Raw genomic sequence first — 24067 nt, 5'->3', positions numbered from 1 at the left:
CCCGGGTCATCAGCCCTGGGGAAACGTTGCTGCGGAGCCCTACGTCCGTTCAGGCTTAGCCCCATCCCCTTTCAGCCTTGCTAGGTTTCGAAAGTCACTAGGGGTGCCCGGCACAGGATCCACCGATCGCTGCGCCCAGGGCTGAGATCACACCCTCCGAACCTGATCCGGGTCATGCCGGCGCAGGGAAGTGGAACAGGATCGTGAAACCAATCTCAGGCCGCGCCCTCGTCCTTTGCCGTAGCCCGTCATGCGCAGCGCCTGGATCCAGAAGCGTCGTGGTCAAGCCAACGTCACCCAGCTGCATTACGCCCGCCAGGGGGTGATCACCGAGGAGATGGCTTTCGTGGCCAGCAGGGAAAACCTGCCGGAGTCGCTGGTGATGGAGGAGGTGGCCCGCGGCCGCATGATCATCCCGGCCAACATCGAGCACCCTGGCCTGGAGCCGATGGCGATCGGCATCGCCAGCAAGTGCAAGGTGAACGCCAACATCGGCGCCTCGCCCAATGCCTCCGACCTCAACGAGGAGGTGGAGAAGCTGAAGCTGGCCGTGAAGTACGGCGCCGACACGGTGATGGACCTCTCCACCGGCGGCGTGAACCTCGATGAGGTGCGCACGGCGATCATCAATGCCTCCACGGTGCCGATCGGCACGGTGCCCGTGTATCAGGCGCTGGAGAGTGTGCACGGCTCGATCGAGAAGCTCGACGCCGACGATTTCCTGCACATCATCGAGAAGCACTGCCAGCAGGGGGTCGATTACCAGACGATCCATGCGGGCCTGCTGATCGAGCACCTGCCGCTGGTGAAGGGCCGCCTCACCGGCATCGTCAGCCGCGGCGGCGGCATCCTGGCCCAGTGGATGCTTTACCACCACAAACAAAACCCGCTGTTCACCCGCTTCGACGACATCTGCGAGATCTTCAAGCGCTACGACTGCAGCTTCTCCCTGGGGGATTCGCTGCGGCCGGGCTGCCAGCACGATGCGTCCGATGCGGCCCAGCTGGCGGAACTGAAGACGCTGGGTGAACTCACCCGTCGCGCCTGGAAGCACGACGTGCAGGTGATGGTGGAGGGTCCGGGCCATGTGCCGATGGATCAGATCGAGTTCAACGTCAAGAAGCAGATGGAGGAGTGCAGCGAGGCGCCCTTCTACGTGCTCGGCCCCCTCGTCACCGACATCGCCCCCGGCTACGACCACATCACCAGCGCCATCGGCGCCGCCCTGGCCGGCTGGCACGGCACGGCGATGCTCTGCTACGTGACGCCGAAGGAACACCTGGGCCTGCCCAACGCCGAGGACGTGCGCGAGGGCCTGATCGCCTACAAGATCGCCGCCCACGCCGCCGACATCGCCCGCCACCGCCCCGGCGCCCGCGACCGCGATGACGAGCTGAGCCGGGCCCGTTACGCCTTCGACTGGAACAAGCAGTTCGACCTGAGCCTGGATCCGGAGCGGGCCCGCGAGTACCACGACGAAACCCTGCCCGCCGACATCTACAAGCAGGCCGAGTTCTGCTCGATGTGCGGCCCCAAGCACTGCCCGATGCAGACCAAGATCACCGACGAAGACATCGAAGGTCTGGAGCAGGTGCTGGCCGCGCAGAAGAAGGCCCAGGGCGAGCCCCTGGGGGTGTGATCACGGTCCAGGAGGTGATCACCGTCCTGGGGCTGGAGCCACACCGCACCTGCGGCCTGGTGGCCCAGAGCTACACGGCCGGAGCAATCCCGGGCGGAGCCCTCTACTTCCTGGCCAGCCCGGAGCGGGGCATCCAGCTGCATCGGATCGGCCAGGATCAGGTGTATCACCACTACCTGGGGGATCCACTGGAGGTGCTGCTGGTGTCAGCCGACGGCGAGGCTTCGCGGCATCGGGTGGGGAGCGATTTGGCGGCGGGAGAGCGGCCCCAGTTGGTGATTCCCGGTGGCACGTTTCATGCGGGGCGGGTGGCTCCGGGTGGCGCCTTCGGTTACGCGCTGCTGGGCACCAGTGTGTGGGGGCGGGTGGATCCGGAGCGGGTGGAGCGGATGGAGTTGGGGGCTCTGGGCGGGATGTTCCCTGGTGCGCTGACCGTGATCAAGGCGTTTGACTCCGTTTGACCGAGGAGGCCGACGAGCGCGACTTCGTGGGCACGATGGAGAACCTGCGCTCCGGCAAGCCCGCCGACGGTGGGCTGGAAGAGGCGGACGACTGGGTGGCCGACCTGCGCGGCGGCCTGCGGGCCTGCAAGGCGCAGGCGCTGCCGCTGGAGCACCCCGCGTACATCACACCATTGCGGTCTGCTGTAGCCGCGAACGCAAGTGGTTCATGGACCCGTTATCCGCGGTTGGAGTTGGCGTTCCCGATTGGAGTGTCGTTGCGGGCCAACGGTTTAAGAGGCTGTCTAGTTTCGTAGGCCTGCTTGAGCCAGGCGGTGTGGAGTGCCTTTGCTAGGTTGCCGCCGCCTGCCTGGCCCGTTGCTGCCTGATGAAAGCCGTCATCCTGGCCGGTGGACTGGGTACCCGATTAGCGGAAGAAACCCACCTGCGGCCCAAGCCGATGGTGGAGATCGGCGGCAAGCCGATCCTGTGGCACATCCTCAAGATCTACAGCCACCACGGGATCAACGACTTCATCATCTGCTGCGGCTACAAGGGTTATGTGATCAAGGAATACTTCGCCAACTATTTCCTGCACACCAGTGATGTCACTTTCCATATGGATCTCAACCACATGGAAGTGCACCGCCAGAAGGCCGAACCCTGGAAGGTCACCCTGGTCGACACCGGCGATGCCACCCTCACCGGCGGCCGTCTGGCCCGGGTGCGCAGCTACCTGCCGCCGGGGGAATCCTTCTGCTTCACCTACGGCGACGGCGTCGCCGATGTGGACATCACCGCCCTGATCGCCCACCACCGCCGCGAGGGCCTGCAGGCCACCCTCACCGCCGTCCAGCCCCCCGGCCGCTACGGCGCCCTGCACCTGGAAGGCGATGCGGTGGCCGATTTCGAGGAGAAGCCCGACGGTGACAACGCCTGGATCAACGGCGGCTTCTTCGTGCTCGAGCCCGCCGTGATCGACCTGGTCGACGGCGACCAGTGCGTCTGGGAGCAGGCCCCCCTCAAGGCCCTGGCCACCCAGGGCCAGCTCAGCTCCTTCAAGCACCGCGGCTTCTGGCAGCCCATGGACACCCTGCGCGACCGCCAGCGCCTGGAGGACCTCTGGCAGCAGGGCCGCGCCCCCTGGAAGGTCTGGAGCTGACCATGATCAGCCCCGCCTTCTGGCAGGGCAGGCGCGTCCTGCTCACCGGCCACACCGGCTTCAAGGGCAGCTGGCTGGCCCTCTGGCTCTGCGAACTCGGCGCCCGCGTCACCGGCTTCGCCCTGGCGCCGGACACCGACCCTTCCCTGTTCGACCAGCTGGGCCTGGCCTCCCGCCTCGATCACCACATCGGCGATCTGCGTGATCCGGCCGCCCTGCGCGAGCTGGTGGCCGCCGTCCAGCCGGAGGTGGTGCTGCACCTGGCCGCCCAGCCCCTGGTGCGGCGCAGCTACGCCGAGCCGGTGCTCACCTGGGACACCAACGTGATGGGCACCATCCATCTGATGGAGGCCCTGCGCCCCCTGGCCCATCCCTGCGCCGCGGTGCTGATCACCACCGACAAGGTGTACCGCAACAACGAATGGCTCTACGGCTACAGGGAGAACGACCCCCTCGGCGGCCACGACCCCTACAGCAGCAGCAAGGCCGCCGCCGAGCTGGCGATCAGCTCCTGGCGCGCCAGCTACTGCGGCACCCTGCCCCACCAGTCGCCCCACCTGCGCATCGCCAGCGCCCGGGCCGGCAACGTCATCGGCGGCGGCGACTGGGCGGCCGATCGCATCATTCCCGACACCGTCCGCTCCCTGCGCGCCGGCGAGCCCATCACCCTGCGCAACCCCGCCGCCACCCGCCCCTGGCAGCACGTGCTCGAACCCCTCGGCGGCTACCTGGCCCTGGCCGAGGCCCTCGCCGAGCCCTCCGATGGCCTGGCGATGGCCGAGGCCTTCAACTTCGGGCCCCAGCTGGAGGCCAACCGGCCCGTGCAAGAGCTGGTGGAGCAGGCCCTGGCCCACTGGCCCGGCACCTGGATCGATGCCTCCGACCCCAGCGCCCCCCACGAGGCCGGTCTGTTGAATCTGGTGGTCGACAAGGCCCACCACCGCCTCGGGTGGTCGCCCCGCTGGGACTTCGCGACCACCACCGCCCGCACGCTTCAGTGGTATCGCCGCGTGATCGAGGCGGGCGACGACCCGCTGGCCTGTTGCCTCGACGACCTCACCGCCTACCTAGCCGCTCTCCCGCCGGGCCGTTCCACCCCATGACCGCCGACCTCGACCAGCTCAAGCAGGAGATCCTGCGGCTCACCCGCGACTACGCCCGCCGCGCCCACGCCGCCTATCGCCCCGGCGATGACCCGGATCGCACCCCCCACGCCGACGGCCAGACGATCCCCTACGCCGGCCGGGTCTTCACCGAAGACGAAGTCGAAGCGGCCGTGGGCACCACCCTCGACTTCTGGCTCACCCTCGGCACCGAAGGCGCCGCCATGGAGAGCGAGCTGGCGGCCTTCCTCGGGGTGCGCCACAGCCTGCTGGTCAATTCCGGCTCCTCCGCCAACCTGGTGGCCATCTCGGCCCTCACCTCCCACCGCCTCCCCGCCGAGCGGCGCCTGCGCCCCGGCGATGAGGTGATCACGGTGGCGGCCGGCTTCCCCACCACCGTGGCGCCGATCCTGCAGGTGGGCGCCGTGCCGGTGTTCATCGACGCCGATCCGGTCACCGGCAACGCCCGCTGCGACCAGCTGGAGGCCGCCTACCGGCCCGGCGTCACCAAGGCCGTGATGATGGCCCACGCCCTGGGCAACCCCTTCGATCTGGCGGCGGTGCTGCGCTTCTGCCGCGCCCATGATCTTTATCTCGTCGAGGACAACTGCGACGCCCTGGGGTGCTCCTATTCCATGCCCCGGGAGCTGGCCGAATCCCTCGGCTTCAGCGCCAACAGCCCTGGCCTCGAGGAGGGCCCCGACCGCGTCATCCGCTGGACCGGCACCTGGGGCGACATCAGCACCCAGAGCTTCTACCCGCCCCACCACCTCACCATGGGCGAGGGCGGCGCCGTCAACATCGTCCGCGACCAGAAGCTCAAGGTGGTGGCCGAGAGCTTCCGCGACTGGGGCCGCGACTGCTGGTGCCCCTCCGGCAAGGACGACACCTGCGGCAAGCGCTTCGACTGGCAGCTGGGCGAACTGCCCGCCGGCTACGACCACAAGTACATCTACAGCCACCTCGGCTTCAACCTCAAACCCCTCGATCCCCAGGCCGCCATCGGCCGGGTGCAGCTGCGCCGCCTCCCCGAGTTCATCGAGGCCCGCAAGCGCAACTGGCAGACCCTGCGCGAGGGGCTGGTGCCCACCGAGTCCGTGCTGGAGTTCTCCCTGCCCACCCACGCCACCGGCTGGGATCCGCAGGCCGGCTTCTCCTGGGATGCCACGGGCTGCCGCACCGACTGCTCCTGGTTCGGCTTCAAGATCTCGGTGAAGCCCGACGCCCCCTTCCGCCGCACCGACCTGGCCCGGGAGCTCGATGCCCACCGCATCGGCAACCGCATGCTGTTCGGCGGCAACCTGGTGCGTCAGCCGGCCTTCGTGCAGCTGCGCGCCGACCGCCCCGACGCCCTGCGGGTGGTGGGCGAGCTGGCCGGCGCCGACGCGATCATGGTTGACACCCTGTTCCTCGGCACCTACCCGGGCCTGACGGCCCCGATGCTGGCCAAGGAGATCGAGGTGATCCTCGACTTCTGCCGCAGCCGATGAGGCTGTTCCTCACCGGCGGCACCGGCTTCATCGGCTCCCATGTGCTGGCGGCGGCCCTGGCGGCGGGCCACCAGGTGCGGGCCCTGCGCCGCAGCCCCGCCTCCGCCCCGGTGATCCCCCTGCCAGGTGAGCCCGAGTGGTGCCAGGGCGACCTCGCCAGCCTGGAGACCTCGGCGCTGGAGGGCGTGGAGGCGGTGCTGCACCTGGCCTCGGCCGGGGTGAGCCCCAAGCCCGCCAGCTGGGACGAGCTGGTGCAGGCCAATGTGGCCGGCAGCCTGCGGCTGCTGGAGCGGGCGGCGGAGGCGGGGGTGCGCCGCTGCGTCGTGGCCGGCAGCAGTCACGAGTACGGCAACGCCGCCCGCCGCTACCAGGCCATCCCCCCCGACGCCCCCCTGGAGCCCCTGAGCGCCTACGGCGCCAGCAAGGCGGCGGCCTTCCAGCTGCTGTGCGCCTTCGCCATCGCCGAGGGGCTGGAGCTGTTCTACGGCCGCATCTTCTCCGCCTACGGCGAGGGCCAGTATTCAGGCAACTTCTGGCCTTCCCTGCGGCGTGCCGCCCAAGCCGGCCACGACTTCCCGATGACCTCCGGCCGCCAGATCAGCGATTTCATCCCCGTCGCCGAGGTGGCCGACCACCTGCTGGCGGCCTGTGCGCGGCCCGATGTGGCCGCCGGCGCGCCCCTGGTGGTGAACATCGGTTCGGGGGCCGCCACCAGCCTGCTGGCCTTCGCCGAAGCGGAATGGGAGCGCCTGGGGGCGACCGGTAGATTGCGCCCCGGTGTGCTTCCCGACCGCCCCGATCAGATCGAGCGATACGTTCCGGACCTGGCTGGTCTGCGGCTCCCCGCGTCCCCTCTGCCCTGATGTCGATGAAGGTCCTGATCACCGGCGGTTGCGGCTTTCTGGGATCGAACCTCGCTGCCTCCTACCTGCAGGAAGGGGCCGAGGTGATCGTGGTGGATGCCCTGTTCCGCAAGGGGTCGGCGGCCAACCTGGCCTGGCTGGAGCAGCAGGCCGCGCCGGGGCGCTTCCACTTCCTCCAGGCCGACCTGGCCGAGGCGGAGGCCGTGCTGGCCGTGTTCCGCCGCCACGCCCCCTTCGACTACATCTGCCACGTGGGCGGCCAGGTGGCCATGACCACCTCCCTGACCGATCCCGCCCGCGACCTGCAGACCAACGTGCTGGGCACGTTCGCTGTGCTGGAGGCGGCCCGGGCCCTGTCCCCTGAGGCGCTGATCGCCTACAGCAGCACCAACAAGGTCTATGGCGATCTGGAGGAACTGCGCTACGAGGAGACCCCCACCCGTTACCACCTGAGCGACCACCCCGAAGGCCTCGATGAAGCGCTGGGGCTGGATTTTTCCACCCCCTACGGCTGCTCCAAGGGCGCCGCCGACCAATACGTGCGCGACTGGGCTCGCGTCTACGGCCTGAAAACAGTGGTTTTCCGCCACTCCTCGATCTTCGGCGGCCGCCAGTTCGCCTCCTTCGACCAGGGCTGGGTGGGCTGGTTCTGCCAGAAGGCGATCGAGCAGAAGCGTGCCCACCTCGCCGGCGTGGCCCCCGAGCCCTTCACCATCGCCGGCACCGGCAAGCAGGTGCGCGATGTGCTCCACGCCGACGACCTGATCCGCCTGTACCGGGCCGCCTACGACCACCGCCAGCAGATGAACGGGGAGATCTTCAACATCGGTGGCGGCGCCGCCAACTCCCTCAGCCTGCTGGAGCTGTTCGCCCTGCTCTCCGAACTGCTCGCCATTCCGCCGCTGGTGTACACGCCCACCCCCCGGCGGGCCAGCGACCAGGACTGCTTCATCGCCGCCATCGGCAAGGCCCAGCGCCTGCTCGGCTGGGTGCCGGCCATCTCCTGCCGCGACGGCGTCAGCCGCATGCTCGCCTGGACCGAAACCAACCTGATGAAGGCCTGAGCGGAGACGCTGCGCGCACCCATGGCGAACGTCCTCCACAAGATCCAGCAGATCCGGCAGTCAGCGGAGCAGCGACTGCCTCCCAGGCTGCATGGCTTTCTCGTGTCCGCCGCCCTGATCGGCCTCTGTGCCCTCGGCTACCACCTGCGGCGCCCCTCCGTCTCCCTGGCGCCCACCCTCTATGCGGAGGACGGCTCGATCTTTCTGCAGCAGGCCATCGATCAGGGCACCGGTTCGCTGCTGCAGCTGTATGCGGGATACAGCCATCTGCTGCAACGCCTCACGGCGCTCACGGCTGTGAATCTGCTCTCCCCACTGACCTATCCAGGCTTCTTTCTGCTGGTGGCCTGGGTGTCCTACCTGCTGCCGCTGGTCAGTGTCGAGGCCCTGATCGGTGCCGGGGTGTTCAGCCGGCTGATGCGGGTGGCCTACATCCCCTACGTCTATTACCCCTATGCCGGCGAGACCTATCTGAATCTGCCCAATGCCTACATCTTTTTCCCGCTTGGCTTCATCCTGATCGCCTATGGCGTGGTGGCACAGCAGGGGAGTGGGCGCCCGGAGGTCTTCAAGTCTCCGTTTCTCAAGGCATTTCTGCTGCTCTATGGGCTGGTGGCGGCCTTCACCGGCCCCTTCATGGCCATCTACACGATTCCGTTGCTGGTCTTCCATGGCCTGCGTCGCCGCCGACTGCCGATCCACCCACTGTGGCTGAGCCTGCCGGTGCTGCTGTCGTCCCTGCAGATCTACTTTTCCCAGCTGCAGACCAACTACCCCCTCTCAACGGTCAGGGCGATCGCCAAGCTGCTGAAGCGGCCTGACATCCTGCTCGATTGGTTCACGGTTCACCTGATCAGCCCACTGCTGGGGGGCTACAAGCCCTGGTGGTACCTCCGGAATCTGCCTGATCCCCTGCAGTTGCTGGCCGTGCTGGGGGTGTTGGCCCTAGTGCTGCTGGCGATGCGGGTGGTGACGAGGCAGATGGGCCAGCCGGCCCTTCTTTACCTGGCCATCTTCTCCACCCTGGTGCTCTCCTTCTCCAGCCTGCTGGTGGCCACCCGACGCGGCGTGGACCTCGCCCTGATGGTGGTGGAGGACGCGGGGGGACGATTCTTCTATTGGAACACCGTCCTGTTTCTGTCTGTGATGTTGATGGCGTTTGTCCTGCTGGCCCGTGACAAACAAACGCGAAACACGGCCTCTAGCCGTGCCTTGGCGACCTGGCTGGTTCTGACGTTGGTCTTTTATCACAACAATGTCGTTGGCAGGGCCGTCACCGAGGAGAGTCCCAGTGGTGAGGTCACGACATTCGTCTACGAGGATCAATTGAGAGATCAATGTAGGAAGTCGGATCCTCTGCCTGTAACGATCTATGGCGGTCCGGTGTGGAGTTTCACGCTGGGCCCGAAACAGATCGATCGGCTCTGCGTCAGTCTCAGCTAACGCCCGAACATGCCCACAGCGACAATTGCATAACCGAGGCTGATCGCCACCAGACTGGCCGGTGGCAGAGCGGCCGAATCCTTGACAGCGAAGAGCACATACAGCAGCGGATATTGCAGGCTGAGTATCAACACTGCCAGTTTGCGATCGGCGGCGGGCAGCACAAGGGCCGTGATTCCGAACGATGCGCCATAGCAAAGCAGCGAGGCCACCAGATAGAGCAATGTGGTGCGGATGCCTTCGGCCGGAGGGCGGATCCGCAAGATGAATTGGCCCAGGCATGCCGCTAGAACGGCAGCGAATAGATACACTGCCTGCAGCATGCTTTTGGTCAACATTGTCTTATGACGGCAGCGACTCATCATATCGCCATATGCATTCCCTGTTACAACGAGTCCTCGAACGTTGAAGCCCTCTATGTGAGGTTGTCGAAGGTTCTTGATCAATTCCCCGACGATGTCTTCTCCGTCGTGTTTGCCGACAATTGCTCCACCGACCAAACGGTCGCTCTGATCGAAGGATTGGCGGCCAGGGATTCACGGGTTGGCCTGATTCGCAATGTCTCGAACTTCGGCTTTGTGCGCTCCTCTGCCAACGCCCTGCTGGTCCCTGATGCGGACGCCAATGTCTTTCTGATGTCAGATCTGCAGGATCCCCCCGAGTTGGTGGCGGATCTGATCACGGCCTGGAAGCAGGGTGATCACCAGGTGATTTTTGCTGTACGGCGTTCCAGCCACGAAAGCCCGATCCTGTTTCTTTGCAAGAAGATCTACTACGCCACGCTGTCCTGGCTCTCCGACTACCCGATGGTGCGCGACACCACAGGTTTCGGCATCTACGATCGATCCGTGATTCTGGCCCTGCGGCAATCGATCGATTCCTATCCCTTCATCAAGGGTCTGGTCTGTGCCATCGGCTTCAAGTGGTCCACCATTCCGTACGTGAGTGCCGATCGCAAAGGAGGCAGCAGTTCGGCCTCGCTCTCTTTTCTGGTGGATTTCGGTGTGCTTGGCATTGTCACCTCCTCCCGCAAGCCGATGCGGCTGATCACCACCGCCGGCCTGACGCTCGGGGCCCTCTCGATCCTGCTGTCGTTCGTGGTGATGCTCAGCAAGCTGATCTTCTGGGAAAGCTTTCAGTTCGGCCTGGCCATGCTCTCGATCTCGGCGCTGTTCTTCGCCGGCGCCATGATGTTCGCCCTCGGGATCCTGGGCGAATACATCGGCTTCATCAACCAGCGCACCTTGCGCCTGCCGCTGGTGGTGGAGCGCAGCCGCCACAACGTGCCCTCCCGAGAGGGCTGAACTGTCCTTGCGAACGGATAAAGCTGAGATGATAAAGCCGGACCCCAAGGCCCGGCTTCGGAAAGGATCAAGCCAACCCTTGAGGGGGTAAGGCTCGATCAGCCCAGGGCCTTCGCCGTGGCCACCACGTTGTCGACGGTGAAGCCGAACTTCTCGAGGCAGACGCCTCCGGGGGCGGACGCACCGAAGCTGTCGATCGACACAGTGGCGCCATCGAAGCCGGCGTACTTGTGCCAGCCGAAGGAGCTGGAGGCTTCCACCACCACCCGCTTGCGCACGGCCGCGGGCAGCACCGACTCGCGATAGGCGGCGTCCTGCTCCTCGAACAGCTCGACGCAAGGCATCGACACCACGCGCACGGCCTTGCCTGCAGCGCTCAGCTGGGCGGCAGCCTTGACGCAGAGGTCGAGCTCGGTGCCGCTGCCGATCAGGATCAGATCCGGGGTGCCGGTGCAGTCTTCGAGCACATAGCCGCCCTGGGCCACCTTGTCGGCGGCGGAGTTGGCCTGGTTGACCATGGCCTGGCGGCTGAGGGCCAGCACCGTGGGCCGCTTGCGGTTGGTGACGGCGACCTTGTAGGCCCCCACCGTCTCATTGCCGTCGCCGGGGCGCATCACCAGCAGGTTGGGGATGGCGCGCAGGTTGGCCAGGGTTTCCACCGGCTGGTGGGTGGGACCGTCTTCGCCCAGGCCGATCGAGTCGTGGGTGAGCACGTAGATCACGCCCAGTTGGGAGAGGGCCGAGAGGCGCATGGCGCCGATCATGTAGCCGGCGAACACCAGGAAGGTGCCGCCGTAGGGGATCAGGCCGCTGTTGTGGTAGGCGATGCCGTTGAGGATCGCCGCCATGGCGTGCTCCCGCACGCCGAAGTGCAGGTAGCGGTTGGCCTCATGGCCCTTCTGGAAGCTGGCCTCGCCCTTGATGTCGGTGAGGTTGGAGTGGGTGAGGTCGGCGGAGCCGCCGATCAGCTCGGGCAGGCTGGGGCCGAAGGCGTTGAGGGCGTTGTAGGAGTGCTGACGGGTGGCCAGGCCCTTGTCGGCGGGGGTGAAGACGGGCAGCGAAGCATCCCAGCCCTCGGGCAGCTCACCGCGCAGCAGGCGCTCGAACTCGGCCGCTTCGGCGGGGTACCGGCTTCGGTAAGCGGCCAGGCTTTCGTTCCAGGAGGCTTCAGCGGCGGCCCCGCGCTGGATGGCGGCGCGCCAGTGCTCGTAGGCGGGCTCGGGCACCTCGAAGGCCCCGTAGCTCCACTCCAGTTGCTGGCGGGTGAGCTCGGCCTCCTCGGCTCCGAGGGCGGCGCCGTGCACGCCGGCGGTGTTGGCCTTGTTGGGGGAGCCGTAGCCGATGGTGGTGGTGACCTTGATCAGGCTGGGACGATCGGTGACCGCCTTGGCCGCTTCGATCGCCCGGGTGATGGCGGCCACGTCGGTGTTGCCGTCTTCAACGTGCTGCACATGCCAGCCGTAGGCCTCATAGCGCTTCATCACGTCCTCGGTGAAGGACACGCCGGTATTGCCGTCGATGGTGATGTGGTTGTCGTCGTAAAGGGCGATCAGCTTGCCCAGACCCAGGTGACCGGCCAGGGAGGCGGCCTCGCTGGAGACACCCTCCTGGTTGCAGCCGTCACCCATCAGCACATAGGTGTAGTGGTCGACGATGGTGGCGTCGGGCCTGTTGAACTTCGCCGCGAGGTGGGCTTCGGCGATCGCCAGGCCCACGGCGTTGGAGATGCCCTGGCCCAGGGGGCCGGTGGTGACCTCCACGCCAGGGGTCTCGAAGGTTTCCGGGTGGCCGGGGGTGCGGGAGCCCCACTGGCGGAACTGCTTGAGGTCCTCCAGGGTCACGCTGTCGTAGCCGGTGAGGTGCAGCAGCGCGTAGAGCAGCATGCAGCCGTGGCCGGCCGAAAGCACGAAGCGGTCGCGGTTGAACCACTGAGGATTCTTGGGGTTGTGGCGCAGCACCTTGTCCCACAGGGAGAAGGCCATCGGAGCGCAGCCCATCGGCAGGCCGGGGTGGCCCGAGTTGGACTTGTTGATCGCATCGACCGCCAGGAAGCGGATGCTGTTGATGCAGAGCGTCTCTACGTGGCTATCGACCTGGGTGGTGGGGGCGGCGACCATGGCTTGACAGGGGAGTGCAGGGAAAAGGGAGGTGTTCCTGGGATGGGGCGCCGGGTGATCAGGTCATCCGGCGGAAGGCGAGGCAGACGTTGTGGCCGCCGAATCCGAAGGAGTTGGAAAGCACGACGTTGACGTTGTGTTCCCGGGCCTGGTTGGGTACCACATCCAGATCGCAGGCGGGATCGGGCGTGCTGTAGTTGATCGTAGGCGGTACCTGGTTATGGGTTACCGCCAGCACCGCGGCGATCGCCTCGATGCCGCCGCTACCGCCCAGCAGGTGGCCGGTCATCGACTTGGTGGAACTGACCGGGATGGTCATGGCGTGGGCCCCGAGGGCCGACTTGATGGCGGCGGTCTCGTTGCTGTCGTTGGCCTGGGTGCTGGTGCCATGGGCATTGACGTAATCCACCGCCTCCGGCTCCAGCCGGGCATCGGCCAGGGCCAGCCGGATGGCCTCCGCCGCCCCCACGCCGCCCGGGGAGGGAAGCGTGTAGTGGTAGGCGTCACAGGTCATGCCGTAGCCGATGATCTCGCCGAGCACCCGGGCGCCCCTGGCCGTGGCGTGCTCGAGGCTCTCCAGCACCAGCACCCCCGCCCCTTCGCCGATGACGAAGCCGTTGCGCTCGGCGTCGAAGGGACGGCTGGCCGTGGCCGGGTCATCGTTGCGGAACGAGAGGGCCCGGGCGCTGGCGAAGCCGGCCACCCCGAGGGGGGTGATCGCCGATTCGGCACCGCCGCAGACCATGGCGTCCGCCAGCCCCATCTGGATCAACCGGAAGGCGTCCCCGATGGCGTTGGAGCCGGCGGCGCAGGCGGTGGCCACAGCACTGCTAGGCCCCTTGGCGCCGATGGCGATGGCCGCCAGTCCCGTGGCCATGTTGGGGATCATCATCGGCACACAGAACGGGCTGACCCGGTCGGGACCGCGGTCGGCCAGGACGTGGGCCTGGGTTTCCATCATCAGCAGCCCGCCCACGCCGGAGCCGATGGCCACCCCAACGCGCTGGGCATTGCTGTCGTCGATGCTCAGGCCGGCATCGGCCACGGCCTGTTTGGCCGCGACCACACCGAACTGACAGAAGCGGTCCCAGCGCTTCGCTTCCTTCGGTTCGAGCCAGCCGGCCGTGTCGAAGTCCTTGACTTCGGCGGCGAAGCGGCAGGCATGGCGGGAGGCATCGAAAAGGGTGATCGGCGCCACCCCATTGCGGCCGCTGATCAGCCCCTCCCAGTAAGTCGCGACGTTGTTGCCGATCGGTGTGACCGCGCCCAGGCCGGTAACGACGACGCGGCGGAGACCCTCCACCATGGACGCCTCAGGCCTGCTTCTCTTGGATGTATTTGACGGCGTCGCCCACCGTGATGATCCCTTCGGCCGACTCGTCGGGGATCTCGATGTCGAAGGCTTCCTCCAGGGCCATCACCAGCTCGACGGTGTCGAGGGAATCAGCTCCCAGGTCGTTCTGGAAGTTGGATTCCGGCTTGACCTCGTCAGCCTCCACGCTGAGTTGTTCGGCAACGATCGACCGGACTTTCTCGAAGATCGCTTCCTGGGACATGGCTGCTGTGAGGGAGGCAGCATCCTACGGGTCGCCCTGGTCGGGCCCTTTCGCCGTATGAACAAGGGTGACGGCCGACGCCGGGTCCGGCCCTGCGCCGGAACGGTGTGGGTACTTTGGGCACCTCGCCGTTCGTTCCCGGCCCTGGCATGTCCCACGCCGTCAAGATCTACGACACCTGCATCGGCTGCACCCAGTGCGTCCGTGCCTGCCCCCTCGACGTTCTCGAGATGGTGCCCTGGGATGGCTGCAAGGCCGCCCAGATCGCGTCCTCTCCCCGCACCGAAGACTGCGTCGGCTGCAAGCGCTGCGAAACCGCTTGCCCCACCGACTTCCTGAGCATCCGCGTCTACCTGGGCGACGAGACCAGCCGCTCCATGGGCCTGGCCTACTGAGCTCGGCAGCATCGCTGCCCTCCCATAAGCTCTTGCCCGGCGCCAGCGCCGGGCTTTTTTTTGGCCCAGCACTCCCGTTGGGCCCACCATTCCCGTTTCCCGCCGGATTGCTTCTCCTATGTGCGGCATCGTTGCCCTGATCGGCTCGCGGGAGGCGGCCCCCCAGCTGCTGGAAGGTCTACGCCAGCTGGAGTATCGCGGTTACGACTCCGCCGGCATCGCCACCGTCGACGCGGCCGGCTTGCACTGCCTCAAGGCCGAGGGCAAGCTGGTCAACCTCACGGCCCGGTATGAGGAACGGGGGGCACCGGGCCAGTGCGGCATCGGCCACACCCGCTGGGCCACCCACGGCAAACCGGAGGAGCGCAACGCCCACCCCCACCTCGATGGCAGCGGCCAGCTGGCCGTGGTGCAGAACGGCATCATCGAGAACCACCGCAGCCTCAGGGAGGAGCTGCAGGCCGAAGGCGTCGCGTTCCGCTCCGACACCGACACCGAGGTGATCCCCCACCTGCTCGCCCGCCGGCTGCGGCAGCGGCAGGCCGAGGGGGCAGGGGCCTCGCCGGCGCTGTTGCTGGAGGCCCTGCAGCAGGTGCTGCCGTTGCTGCAGGGGGCCTATGCCCTGGCGGTGGTGTGGGCGGCGGTGCCGGGGGCCGTGGTGGTGGCCCGGCGGCAGGCGCCGCTGCTGATCGGCCTGGGGGAGGGAGAGTTCCTCTGCGCCAGCGACACGCCGGCCCTGGCCGGCTTCACCCGCACGATCCTGCCCCTGGAGGATGGCGAGGTGGCCCTGCTGACGCCCCTGGGCATCGAGCTGTACGACGGGGCCGGCACGCGGGTGCAGCGCAACCCCACCCTGCTGGTGGGCACCGAGCACGTGGCGGACAAGCGCAGCTTCCGCCACTTCATGCACAAGGAGATCCACGAGCAGCCGGAGACGATGGCCCTGTGGGTGGCCCGCCACCTGCCGGAGGGGGCACTGGTGGCGCTCCCCCTCGATGAATCCGTCTACGAGGGGGTGGAGCGGATCCAGATCCTCGCCTGCGGCACCAGCCGCCATGCGGCCCAGGTGGGGGCCCACCTGCTGGAGCAGCTGGCGGGGCTGCCCACGTCGGTGTTTTACGCGAGCGAATTCCGCTATGCCCCACCACCGCTGGAGCCCCATACGCTCACCATCGGCGTCACCCAGTCAGGCGAGACGGCCGACACCCTCGCCGCCCTGGCGATGGAGCAGGAGCGGCGCTTCCTGGTGGCCGATCCGGCCTATGCGCCGCGCTTGCTGGGCATCACCAATCGCCCCGAGAGTTCCCTCGGCCGCCTGGTGCCCCATCTGCTCGACATCGGTGCCGGCATCGAGGTGGGGGTGGCGGCCACCAAGACCTTCCTCGGCCAGCTGCTCGCCTTCTACGGCCTGGCGCTGGCCTTCGCCGAACGCCGCGGCGGCACGGCCCATCCCCTCGGCGGCGGCCGCACCCCCGCCGAGCTGCGGGCCCTGGCCGAGCAGCTGCGCGCACTCCCGCCGGTGCTGCAGCGGCTGGTCGATGACCATGACCGCTGCTGTGCCGAGCTGGCCCATCTGTTCGCCGACACCCAGGACGTGATCTTCCTGGGGCGAGGCATCAACTACCCGATCGCCATGGAGGGGGCCCTCAAGCTCAAGGAGATCAGCTACATCCACGCCGAGGGCTACCCGGCCGGGGAGATGAAGCACGGCCCGATCGCCCTGCTCGATGCCCGGGTGCCGGTGGTGTCGATTGCCGTGCCGGGCACTGTGTTCGAGAAGGTGCTCTCCAATGCCCAGGAGGCCAAGGCCCGCGATGCCCAGCTGATCGGGGTGGCGCCCTTCTGCCCGGACACCGAACTGTTCGATGTGCTGCTGCCCCTGCCGGAGGTGGACGAGCTGCTCAGCCCCCTGCTCACCGTCATACCGATGCAGCTGCTCAGTTACCACATCGCCGCCCACCGCGGCCTGGACGTCGATCAGCCGAGGAACCTGGCCAAGAGCGTCACCGTCGAATGAGGGTGTCGGTCCGCGGCGGGCCTGCGGCGGGCGAGCCCGCTGGCGCGGGCAACGCCGCCTCCGAGCCCACCGCGGACCGACACCCTCCTGGGGGGAGTGGCACTGAGAGCCGTCGGTGTCCTCCCTCCCCAGCCCGGCTCCTGCCCTGCCCCTTGCCGCCTTGATGGTGCCGGCCGAAGGCGGCGTTGCCCGCCGCAGGCCGGCGCCCTCAAGGCTGGCTCAGGGGCTCGGTCAGGGCCGGGGCGTCGCTGCGCCCGTAGCGGTCGTCGAAGCGGACGATGTCGTCTTCGCCGAGGTACGGACCGCTCTGCACCTCGATCAGCTCCATGGCGATCTTGCCGGGGTTGGTGAGGCGGTGGCGGGCGCCGAGGGGGATGTAGGTGCTCTGGTTCTCACCCACCAGTTCCTCCACGCCGTCTTTTTCCACCACGGCGGTGCCCCGCACCACCACCCAGTGCTCGGCCCGGTGGTGGTGCATCTGCAGGGAGAGGCTGGCGCCGGGCTTCACCGAGATCTTCTTGACCTGCCAGCGCTCCCCTTCCACCACGCCGTCGTAGTGGCCCCAGGGCCGGTAGATGCGGCGGTGGGCGCGGCTCTCGGGGGCGCCATCCCGCTCCAGCCGGCCGACGATGCCCTTCACCTCCTGGGCCCGGTCGCGGTGGGCCACGAGCACCACGTCGTCGGTTTCGACCACCACCAGGTCCTCCACGCCCAGCCCCACCACCAGGCGGTGTTCGCTGCGCAGATAGCAGTTGCGGCTGCCCTCGCTGATCACCCGGCCACGCAGCACGTTGCCTTCGGTGTCCTGCTCGGAGGTTTCCCACAGGGCCCCCCAGCTGCCTACGTCGCTCCAGTCGGCATCGAGGGGCAGTACCACGCCCCGCTCGGTCTTCTCCATCACCGCCACGTCGATGGCGATGCTGGGGCCGTTGGCGAAGGCCACCCGCTCCAGCCGCAGGAACTCCAGGTCGGCGCTGTCCTGCTCCAGGGCCGTGCGGCAGGCGCTCACCACCTCGGGGGCAAAGCGCTCCAGCTCCGCCAGGATCGTGCTGGCCCGGAACAGGAACATGCCGCTGTTCCAGGTGAAGCGGCCCGTGGCCAGGAATGCCTCGGCGGTGGCCTTGTCCGGCTTCTCCACGAAGCGGGCGATCGGTACGGGGGTGGTGGCGGCCATGGGTCCGGCGGCCTCGATGTAGCCGTAGCCGGTCTCGGCGCTGGTGGGCACGATGCCGAAGCTGACCAACTGGCCGGCGGTGGCAGCGGCCATGCCGGCGACCACCGTGGCGCGGAAGTCGACGGCCCGGCGGATGACGTGATCGGCGGCCAGGATCAGCAGCAGCGGGTCGTCACCGCGGGCGGTGGCCTGCAGGGCCGCCACCGCCACCGCCGGGGCGGTGTTGCGCCCCATCGGCTCCAGCAGGATCGCCGCCGGCTCCACGCCGATCTGGCGCATCTGTTCGGCGACGATGAAGCGATGGTCCTCGTTGCAGATCAGCAAGGGTGGTGCCAGGTCAGGCAGGCCCTGCAGGCGCTGGTGGGTCTGCTGGAGGAGGGTTTCCTCGGTGGTACCGGCCAGGGGCCAATACTGCTTGGGGTAGCTGGCCCGCGACAGGGGCCAGAGGCGGGTTCCGGTGCCACCGCAGAGGATCACCGGAACCAGGGAGGGGGAAGCCATGGAAGCTGCAGCTGTCCCGCAGGACCATCAGTCGGGCCCATTCAACCTGAGGCGGCCGCGCTCGTCAGCGTTCCGCCGCACCTGGGACGGATTCAGAGGTCGAGCAGGCCGGGGGGCGGCGTCAGGCCGATCCAGCCTTCCGCCAGGTTCACCTCCGGCACGATCGCCTCCACGAAGGGGATCAGCAATCGCCGGCCCCCCGCCGTGAGCTCCACCTCCAGCAGATCGTTGCCGGCATGGATCAGGTCGGTCACGGTGCCGAGGGTGCTTTGGGGCTCGTCCAGTAGCCGTACCTGGAGCCCCACCAGATCAAGCAGGTGGAATTCCCCCGGCTCGAGGCTGGGACGGTCGTTGGCGGGCACCAGCAGGTGCTGGTCCACCAGGGCTTCGGCGGCGTTGCGGTCGCTGACGCCTTCGAGGCGCAGCACGAAGAGGTTCTTGCCTGGCAGGGGCCGGCCGGACAGCAGCCTCACCGGCCGCGGTTCGCCGTTGGGGGCCTGCAGCCAGCGCATCCCGGGTCTGGTGAAACGTTCGGGGAAGTCGCTGAGGGGCAGCAGGCGCACCTCACCGCCCATGCCCTGGGCCGCCACGAACCGTCCGACCGCCATCAGCTCCCCCGGGTCGTCGGCTCCGGGCGCCTCGTTGCTGGTATCGGCCACGGCCTGAGCACTCGCTTCGCGGCGCATCATCGCGCCATGGCACCTGGGCACCGATAATGGCCCCACTTGATGGCTCCCGGGGGCCTCCGCCATGGCCAGCAGCCCGATCCTGCCCGGTTCCACCGTGGTGGTGCGCGATCCCCGCTCCATCTACAACGGCTACCAGGGCTTCGTGCAGCGCATCAGCGGGGCGATGGCGGCGGTGCTGTTCGAAGGCGGCAACTGGGACAAGCTGGTGACCGTGCCCCTCAGCACCCTGGAGCAGGCCTGAGCTCGAGCGTCGCCAGGGCAGCCCGGGCGGCTTGCTGTTCCGCCTCCCGCCGCGAACCGCCCCGGCCCTCACCGCTGAGCCCGGCCACCTCCACGCGGCATTCGAAGCGCTCCGGATCCCCGTGCACCCGGCTGCGCTCCTGGCAGCTGTAGGCGGGCAGACCCTTCCCCTTGCCCTGGCTCCATTCCTGCAGCACCGACTTCCAGTTGTGGCGCACGGGGTCGGCCAGCAGCTCGGCGGCGCTGGCCTGCCAATGGGGGGCCAGCCAGTGCTGCACGGCCGCCAGCCCGCCGTGGGGCCCGCCGCCCACGGTGTAGATGGCCCCCACCAGGGCTTCGCAGCATTCGGCCAGCACGGTGGCGCGGCCGGCCTGGTCACCGGCGGCCATCGGCCCCAGCAACAACACCGGCTCCAGGGCAATGGCGCGGGCCAGCTCGCTCAGCCAGCGGTCGGACACCAGCTGGCCCCGCAGGGCGGAGGTGTCGCCGACGCTCAGGGACGGGTGCGCGGCGCGCAGGAACTCGGCGGCCGCCAGGCGCAGCACCGCATCGCCGAGGAACTCCAGGCGGTCATGGTGGCGGGGCTGGCCGGTGGAGCTGTGGGTGAGGGCCTCATCCAGGGTGGCCAGGGCGGCGCTGGCGGCCTCCGGATCCAGGGGCAGCAGGCTGGAGGCGGCGCCGGAGCCGAGACTCTCCAGAAAAGCCAGGAGTTGCTGGCGGCGCTGGGGAGTCATCGCGGGGCAAGGGGGGAAAGCAGGACGTAAGCCGGGTTCTGTTCTCCCCTGCCAACGGCAGGGGGGGTGATCATCTGTCTGGGACCGCCGTCACCGGCGGCCTCGAGCGGCGCATGGGAATCGGGACGGGGAAGATGGCCAACCGCTGTCCCTGGGCCTTGCTCCCAGCCGGGGTTTACCAAGCCGGCACCTCTCGATGCCGCTGGTGCGCTCTTACCGCACCTTTGCACCCTTGCCTGTGCCACCGGGCGAGCCCGGCCGGCCATCGGCGGTGTGTTTCTGTGGCACTGTCCTCACGGTCACCCGCACTGGGCGTTACCCAGCAAGCCTGGCCATTGGGGAGCCCGGACTTTCCTCAACCGGCCGCAGCTCTGGCCCGAAGGCCGCACCGCACCGATCGCGATCACCTCGCCTGCTTTCCGCTGTTCAGACTAGGAGCCTGAGGCGAGACCAAGCCCAGCCCTAAAGTGACCAAGCGCGGGGGAGGGTTAGCCTGACTCACCCCAATGCAGGGGCTGTAGCTCAGCCGGATAGAGCGACGGTTTCCTAAACCGTAGGTCGTGGGTTCGAGTCCCGCCAGCCCCGTTCATCGCCTGGCTCTTTCTGGGCGAAGGCCGTTGTCAGTCCCTGTAGCGGAACAGACCGATGCGCCTGAACAACCCCAGGAGTGGACCGAATTGTTCGGCGATGCCGGTGAAGGCGATGGCCATGAGCACGGCCTGCACGGAGTTGCGCGTAACATCGGCGATGAACCGCTCCAGACGCTGGCGACGCAGTTCACCGGCCTGGTAGTTGGCCGCATTGAGCTGACTGTTGAAGTTGATCAGGAGTCGCTGCTTGATCTCGCCAAAGGGTGCGTCGAATTTGGCTGGGACGGGCGGCGGCGTCGGGAGGCTGGCAAGAAAGCTTCTCAACTCCGGTTCGCTGCTGGTTGCTGTCACACCTCGGATTACATTTTTGATCAGCTGGATGCTCTTATTCTCGGTTGCCTGAACCACTCCACTGGCCCGGTTTCCGGCATAGAGTTGGTAAGGAATCAACACCAAGAGCAGTACGGCAAACCAGCCGGCCGCCCTGCGCACGAAGTCCGATCGTTGTTGCAGCGTCCGGCTTTTCGCGTTCAGCCAGGTGGCCCCACACACCAGAAGCGTGCCGAGCAGCAGAAATGTGGTGCTGGCGAGGATGGCGCTGATCAACTGCAGTTGCCACGCCGGATCAATCAGTTTGACCGGCAGGGCAATGAACAGAAGACTGCTCAGCGAACTGCCAATCAGAATCCAACCAACAAGGTCGCAGGCGCGGGAGGCGATGCTCGGAAGCCTCGTGGGGGCCTCATCGTTCAGTCTCAATTCGTCCATCAGTACAAACCCTTCCGTGGACTGTGGGCCATGGGGATCCGTCTCTGGGTTCAACGTTCAACGGCCAGATTACCCCTCCGAGGCGGTGTGGGCTCCCCATGGCCTGACCGCTACGGTTCAGATCAAAAAAAAAGCCTCCCCGAAGGGGAGGCTGTAGGTGAGCAGATGGTTACTGAGGAACCCTGCTTAAGATTGTCAGGCAGCCTGCTTGATGCGACGGCGCATCTTACGGGAGAGACCGAAGGCGGCACCAGCACCGAGGATCGGCAGAGGACCCGGAACGGAGGAGGTAGTGAACTCCTTGTTCTGTCTGAACCGCAGGCCGAAGCTTTCAATGTCGGCGGTGGGGTCGTTGCCACCTAATGCCGAGAAGGTCTGGGAAAATACCGCTTCAAAGGTGTCGTCAATGAAGGTATCGATGGGTCCAGGGCCTGAGGTGGAACTTACAGACCCACCGGTTAGTGCCGTTGAAGAGGCTACGGTGTTGAGGGCGCCCCCACCAATGGTGCCACCTGTAATGTTGGCTTGGGCGTTAAGGAATCTAAAACCAAGTGATTTGAATGGTTCGATGATAGTGATTTTGTAACCGAAGGTTCCTGTTGCATTAGGTGCGCTCCGGCCGGGATCGAAGTTATACTGCATCGAAAAAGCCGTCGGAGCGGTCTGGCGGAACGAAACCGTATCGCCAGCCGCCGGAGTGAAACCGGTGAAGGTGAAGTCCGAAAACTGTTTGTCGCCTACGAGGGGGTTGCAAGCTGCGGTGTTGAGAGCAGTGGCGGCGCAACTGACTGGATCGGCCAAGGCCTCGCTGAGCTGTGCCTTGGATTCGCCGGCTTGAACGGTCAGAGCGATGGTGGCGGCCAAGACGCCAGCTTTGGCGATGGTCGCCGGTCTGAAGCGGAATCGAGTGGTCGTCATGGATTGGAGTGGGTGGTTGGGTGCGTGGGGGGTCAATGTGGCCCAAGCACCTATGAGGCGAACTTGGCCAACGTGGCAACCTTACCACAAATCTGAGGAATCCTTAAGGAGCGCTGTCATCGGATCTTCAGCTTTGTCAGGGCTTCGTCATCCTGCGGCCGGATCCGGGTCGTTGCCGGTGAGAGATCCCTGCTCCCACATGGAATTTTGCCTGACGCCAGGCTGCGAACGATCGTTAAGCGTTCCCTTTCTGCCGCTGCGATCCCCACCCTCAGTGGGGGCTGGATGTCCTCCCACTGCCCAGATGGTGGTGAACACCCGGAAAGTGGGGGCCAGCTGAGGCCTGGCTCCAGCCGTAACGTGCGCTACCGCTGGTGGGCTTCCCAAAGCGGACGCTCCCGCTAGCGTGGTGCCAGTCGTCAGTAGTGGATGACCCAGCTTCACGACCTGCGCCTGCGGTTGCTGGTGCAACAGGAGAGCGAGGCCATCGCCCACGCCCATCCCGATGAACTGGATCTCTCGGTGGTGCAGGCCCGCTGCCTCTGCTGGCTGGCCCTGCTCGCCGACGCCCATGAGGAGCAGGCCAGCGACGCCGAACGCCGCGGCGACGTGGAGCAGGCCATGGGCTGGTTCGCCGATTCCATGCGCCTGCGCGATGTGATTCAGGTGGTGAGTTCGATCGAAATTCCCCTGCCGCTGCTCAGTGAGGCGGGTGATCGGCCCGATCAAGGCCCCTTAGCGGCCTGACGGTGCCATGATGGTCGTTGAATGAAAGAAGGGACGCGGTGCCAGAAGAGCCCTGCCAATGTCCTGATTGCCAGCGGTTCTATCGGGAACACGACCGGCTGATCCGAGAAAATCCCAGCCTCCGTCAGCAACAGGAGCTCAACTGGGCCGCCCTGCAGTCGTTCCGCACCCTGGCCGGCCGGGTGCTGGAGGAGCTTCAGAAGCAGCACGGCGATAGTGATGCGGCGCCCACCCCGGCGGCTCCCGAGGCCGACCTGCAGGAGGCCGGCGCCGACGGGCCACCTGAAACCGATGCGATTCAGCAGGCCATGGCCGACCTGGAGAACATCAACGCCCACCTCTTCTCCATTGAGGCTTTGATGGAGCGCATCTTTGATGTGAGGGTGCCCGAGCCCGTGGAACAGACCTTCCGCGAAGTGGCCGGTGAGCTGGCCCCCGACCCCCTCAACGCCGACCGCCTGCGTCTCAATCGCCTTCTGCACCAGACACCAGATCTGCCTGATCACCGGGGCGGCTGAGCCGCCCCGCCCCGCTTCAGTGGGCCGTTGGCAGCTTGCGGCCCTTGGCCGGGGCCTCATCGATCTCGCAGGTGATCGTCACAGGGAATTCCTCCGTTTTCCAGATCCGTTCGCTGTACTCCCGGATCGAGCGGTCCGAAGAGAACAGCCCACTGCGGGCGGTGTTCAGCAGTGACATCCGGTTCCAGCGGGGGCGGTCGCTCCAGGCGTCGCTGACCGCCTGCTGGGCGCGCATGTAGGCCTCGAAGTCGGCCAGTACGAAGAACGGGTCGAGGCCAGTGAGATTCTCCAGCAGTGGCTTAAACAGCTCCTTGTCACCGTTGCTGAAGTGTCCCTGCCCCACCAGATGCAGCACCTCCGGCAGCTCCGGCGTGCTGGCGATCCGTTCCCAGGGCCGGTAGCCCTGCTCCTTGAGGGCGGCAATGCCTTCGGTGGTGCGGCCGAAGAGGAAGAAGTTGTCTTCGCCCACCTGCTCGCGGATCTCGACGTTGGCGCCATCGAGGGTGCCGATGGTGAGGGCACCGTTCATCATGAATTTCATGTTGCCGGTGCCGGAGGCTTCCAGGCCGGCGGTGGAGATCTGCTCGGAGAGGTC

Annotated in this window: 25 protein-coding genes, 1 tRNA gene, 1 other RNA gene and 1 riboswitch; of the genes, 16 read left to right on the top strand and 11 right to left on the bottom strand. The window is 67.0% G+C overall.

The window, feature by feature from the left end:
* Positions 1–89 precede the first annotated feature (89 nt).
* A riboswitch (TPP riboswitch) is annotated at positions 90–206 on the top strand.
* Between the two features lie 44 nt (positions 207–250).
* From thiC to KBY95_RS08650, 9 genes are all read left to right on the top strand, one after another.
* Complete coding sequence (gene thiC, locus KBY95_RS08690; protein ID WP_254964565.1) at positions 251–1639, top strand: phosphomethylpyrimidine synthase ThiC; 1389 nt, start codon at positions 251–253, stop codon at positions 1637–1639.
* The gene (locus KBY95_RS08685) at positions 1636–2100 is read left to right on the top strand and encodes a cupin domain-containing protein (protein ID WP_254964564.1); all 465 of its coding nucleotides are present in this window, start codon (positions 1636–1638) and stop codon (positions 2098–2100) included. Before thiC ends, KBY95_RS08685 begins: the two co-directional genes overlap by 4 nt.
* Positions 2097–2396 carry a hypothetical protein gene (locus KBY95_RS08680; protein ID WP_254964563.1) on the top strand — a complete coding sequence of 100 codons (300 nt, stop codon included), beginning with the start codon at positions 2097–2099 and terminating at the stop codon, positions 2394–2396. Before KBY95_RS08685 ends, KBY95_RS08680 begins: the two co-directional genes overlap by 4 nt.
* Before the next feature lie 71 nt (positions 2397–2467).
* Positions 2468–3241: a glucose-1-phosphate cytidylyltransferase gene (rfbF, locus tag KBY95_RS08675; protein WP_159817594.1), complete on the top strand. Its 774-nt coding sequence runs from the start codon at positions 2468–2470 to the stop codon at positions 3239–3241.
* A 2-nt stretch (positions 3242–3243) separates the two neighbouring features.
* Positions 3244–4344 (top strand): CDP-glucose 4,6-dehydratase, encoded by a 1101-nt coding sequence (rfbG, locus tag KBY95_RS08670; protein ID WP_254964562.1) that lies wholly within the window; start codon positions 3244–3246, stop codon positions 4342–4344.
* On the top strand, positions 4341–5834 hold the full coding sequence (rfbH, locus tag KBY95_RS08665) for a lipopolysaccharide biosynthesis protein RfbH (protein WP_254964561.1): 1494 nt from the start codon (positions 4341–4343) through the stop codon (positions 5832–5834). The genes rfbG and rfbH overlap by 4 nt, the downstream gene beginning before the upstream one ends.
* Positions 5831–6697, top strand: a complete 867-nt coding sequence (locus KBY95_RS08660) for an NAD(P)-dependent oxidoreductase (protein WP_254964560.1) — start codon at positions 5831–5833, stop codon at positions 6695–6697. The genes rfbH and KBY95_RS08660 overlap by 4 nt, the downstream gene beginning before the upstream one ends.
* A gap of 5 nt (positions 6698–6702) precedes the next feature.
* Complete coding sequence (locus tag KBY95_RS08655; protein ID WP_254964559.1) at positions 6703–7761, top strand: SDR family NAD(P)-dependent oxidoreductase; 1059 nt, start codon at positions 6703–6705, stop codon at positions 7759–7761.
* Between the two features lie 21 nt (positions 7762–7782).
* The gene (locus tag KBY95_RS08650) at positions 7783–9204 is read left to right on the top strand and encodes a hypothetical protein (RefSeq protein ID WP_254964557.1); all 1422 of its coding nucleotides are present in this window, start codon (positions 7783–7785) and stop codon (positions 9202–9204) included.
* Here the strand turns inward: KBY95_RS08650 and KBY95_RS08645 are convergent.
* On the bottom strand, positions 9201–9542 hold the full coding sequence (locus tag KBY95_RS08645; protein WP_254964556.1) for a hypothetical protein: 342 nt from the start codon (positions 9540–9542) through the stop codon (positions 9201–9203). The two genes, KBY95_RS08650 and KBY95_RS08645, sit on opposite strands and share 4 nt — an antisense overlap.
* Positions 9543–9548: 6 nt before the next feature.
* On the opposite strand from KBY95_RS08645, the gene KBY95_RS08640 reads away from it, so the two are divergent.
* Positions 9549–10508 carry a glycosyltransferase family 2 protein gene (locus KBY95_RS08640; protein WP_254964554.1) on the top strand — a complete coding sequence of 320 codons (960 nt, stop codon included), beginning with the start codon at positions 9549–9551 and terminating at the stop codon, positions 10506–10508.
* A 98-nt stretch (positions 10509–10606) separates the two neighbouring features.
* Here KBY95_RS08640 and tkt read toward each other — a convergent pair whose 3' ends face one another.
* Genes tkt through acpP form a run of 3 tightly spaced genes read right to left on the bottom strand, consistent with a single transcriptional unit; the run spans position 10607 to position 14181 of the window.
* On the bottom strand, positions 10607–12625 hold the full coding sequence (gene tkt, locus KBY95_RS08635; RefSeq protein WP_254964552.1) for a transketolase: 2019 nt from the start codon (positions 12623–12625) through the stop codon (positions 10607–10609).
* Between the two features lie 58 nt (positions 12626–12683).
* Positions 12684–13931, bottom strand: a complete 1248-nt coding sequence (fabF, locus tag KBY95_RS08630; RefSeq protein WP_254964551.1) for a beta-ketoacyl-ACP synthase II — start codon at positions 13929–13931, stop codon at positions 12684–12686.
* Between the two features lie 7 nt (positions 13932–13938).
* Positions 13939–14181: an acyl carrier protein gene (gene acpP, locus KBY95_RS08625; RefSeq protein WP_254964550.1), complete on the bottom strand. Its 243-nt coding sequence runs from the start codon at positions 14179–14181 to the stop codon at positions 13939–13941.
* 149 nt (positions 14182–14330) lie between these two features.
* On the opposite strand from acpP, the gene psaC reads away from it, so the two are divergent.
* Together psaC and glmS are read left to right on the top strand one after the other, a co-directional pair.
* Complete coding sequence (gene psaC, locus KBY95_RS08620) at positions 14331–14576, top strand: photosystem I iron-sulfur center protein PsaC (RefSeq protein WP_011377242.1); 246 nt, start codon at positions 14331–14333, stop codon at positions 14574–14576.
* Positions 14577–14694: 118 nt separating this feature from the next.
* Positions 14695–16593, top strand: a complete 1899-nt coding sequence (gene glmS, locus KBY95_RS08615) for a glutamine--fructose-6-phosphate transaminase (isomerizing) (protein WP_254964549.1) — start codon at positions 14695–14697, stop codon at positions 16591–16593.
* A 208-nt stretch (positions 16594–16801) separates the two neighbouring features.
* Here the strand turns inward: glmS and KBY95_RS08610 are convergent, their stop codons facing one another.
* Together KBY95_RS08610 and rimM are read right to left on the bottom strand one after the other, a co-directional pair.
* Positions 16802–18268 carry a mannose-1-phosphate guanylyltransferase/mannose-6-phosphate isomerase gene (locus KBY95_RS08610; protein ID WP_254964548.1) on the bottom strand — a complete coding sequence of 489 codons (1467 nt, stop codon included), beginning with the start codon at positions 18266–18268 and terminating at the stop codon, positions 16802–16804.
* A gap of 92 nt (positions 18269–18360) precedes the next feature.
* A complete protein-coding gene (rimM, locus tag KBY95_RS08605; RefSeq protein ID WP_254964692.1) occupies positions 18361–18876 on the bottom strand; it encodes a ribosome maturation factor RimM in 516 nt (171 codons plus the stop codon).
* A gap of 142 nt (positions 18877–19018) precedes the next feature.
* Between rimM and KBY95_RS08600 the strand changes: the two genes are divergently transcribed.
* Complete coding sequence (locus KBY95_RS08600; RefSeq protein ID WP_015109734.1) at positions 19019–19198, top strand: NAD(P)H dehydrogenase subunit NdhS; 180 nt, start codon at positions 19019–19021, stop codon at positions 19196–19198.
* Here KBY95_RS08600 and rnc read toward each other — a convergent pair.
* Positions 19176–19931, bottom strand: coding sequence for a ribonuclease III (gene rnc, locus KBY95_RS08595; protein ID WP_254964547.1), 756 nt, complete (start codon positions 19929–19931; stop codon positions 19176–19178). The genes KBY95_RS08600 and rnc overlap by 23 nt on opposite strands.
* A gap of 11 nt (positions 19932–19942) precedes the next feature.
* An RNA gene (gene rnpB / locus KBY95_RS08590) (RNase P RNA component class A) lies at positions 19943–20351 on the bottom strand.
* 91 nt (positions 20352–20442) lie between these two features.
* On the opposite strand from rnpB, the gene KBY95_RS08585 reads away from it, so the two are divergent.
* Positions 20443–20516, top strand: a tRNA-Arg gene (locus KBY95_RS08585).
* A gap of 35 nt (positions 20517–20551) precedes the next feature.
* Here the strand turns inward: KBY95_RS08585 and KBY95_RS08580 are convergent.
* Positions 20552–21289 (bottom strand): hypothetical protein, encoded by a 738-nt coding sequence (locus tag KBY95_RS08580; protein WP_254964546.1) that lies wholly within the window; start codon positions 21287–21289, stop codon positions 20552–20554.
* A gap of 195 nt (positions 21290–21484) precedes the next feature.
* Complete coding sequence (locus KBY95_RS08575) at positions 21485–22207, bottom strand: hypothetical protein (RefSeq protein WP_254964545.1); 723 nt, start codon at positions 22205–22207, stop codon at positions 21485–21487.
* 429 nt (positions 22208–22636) lie between these two features.
* Here KBY95_RS08575 and KBY95_RS08570 point away from each other — a divergent pair, with 429 nt between their 5' ends.
* Positions 22637–22954 carry a hypothetical protein gene (locus KBY95_RS08570; RefSeq protein ID WP_216907445.1) on the top strand — a complete coding sequence of 106 codons (318 nt, stop codon included), beginning with the start codon at positions 22637–22639 and terminating at the stop codon, positions 22952–22954.
* Positions 22955–22992: 38 nt separating this feature from the next.
* A complete protein-coding gene (locus tag KBY95_RS08565; protein ID WP_254964544.1) occupies positions 22993–23472 on the top strand; it encodes a hypothetical protein in 480 nt (159 codons plus the stop codon).
* A 16-nt stretch (positions 23473–23488) separates the two neighbouring features.
* Here the strand turns inward: KBY95_RS08565 and KBY95_RS08560 are convergent.
* Positions 23489–24067, bottom strand: a 579-nt coding sequence (locus KBY95_RS08560) for a glycogen/starch/alpha-glucan phosphorylase (RefSeq protein WP_254964543.1), incomplete at its 5' end; no start/stop codon positions are given.

It is taken from the genome of Cyanobium sp. Aljojuca 7A6 (assembly GCF_024346455.1).
Lineage (GTDB): Bacteria > Cyanobacteriota > Cyanobacteriia > PCC-6307 > Cyanobiaceae > Cyanobium.
This window is presented reverse-complemented; position numbering and strand designations above follow the sequence as displayed.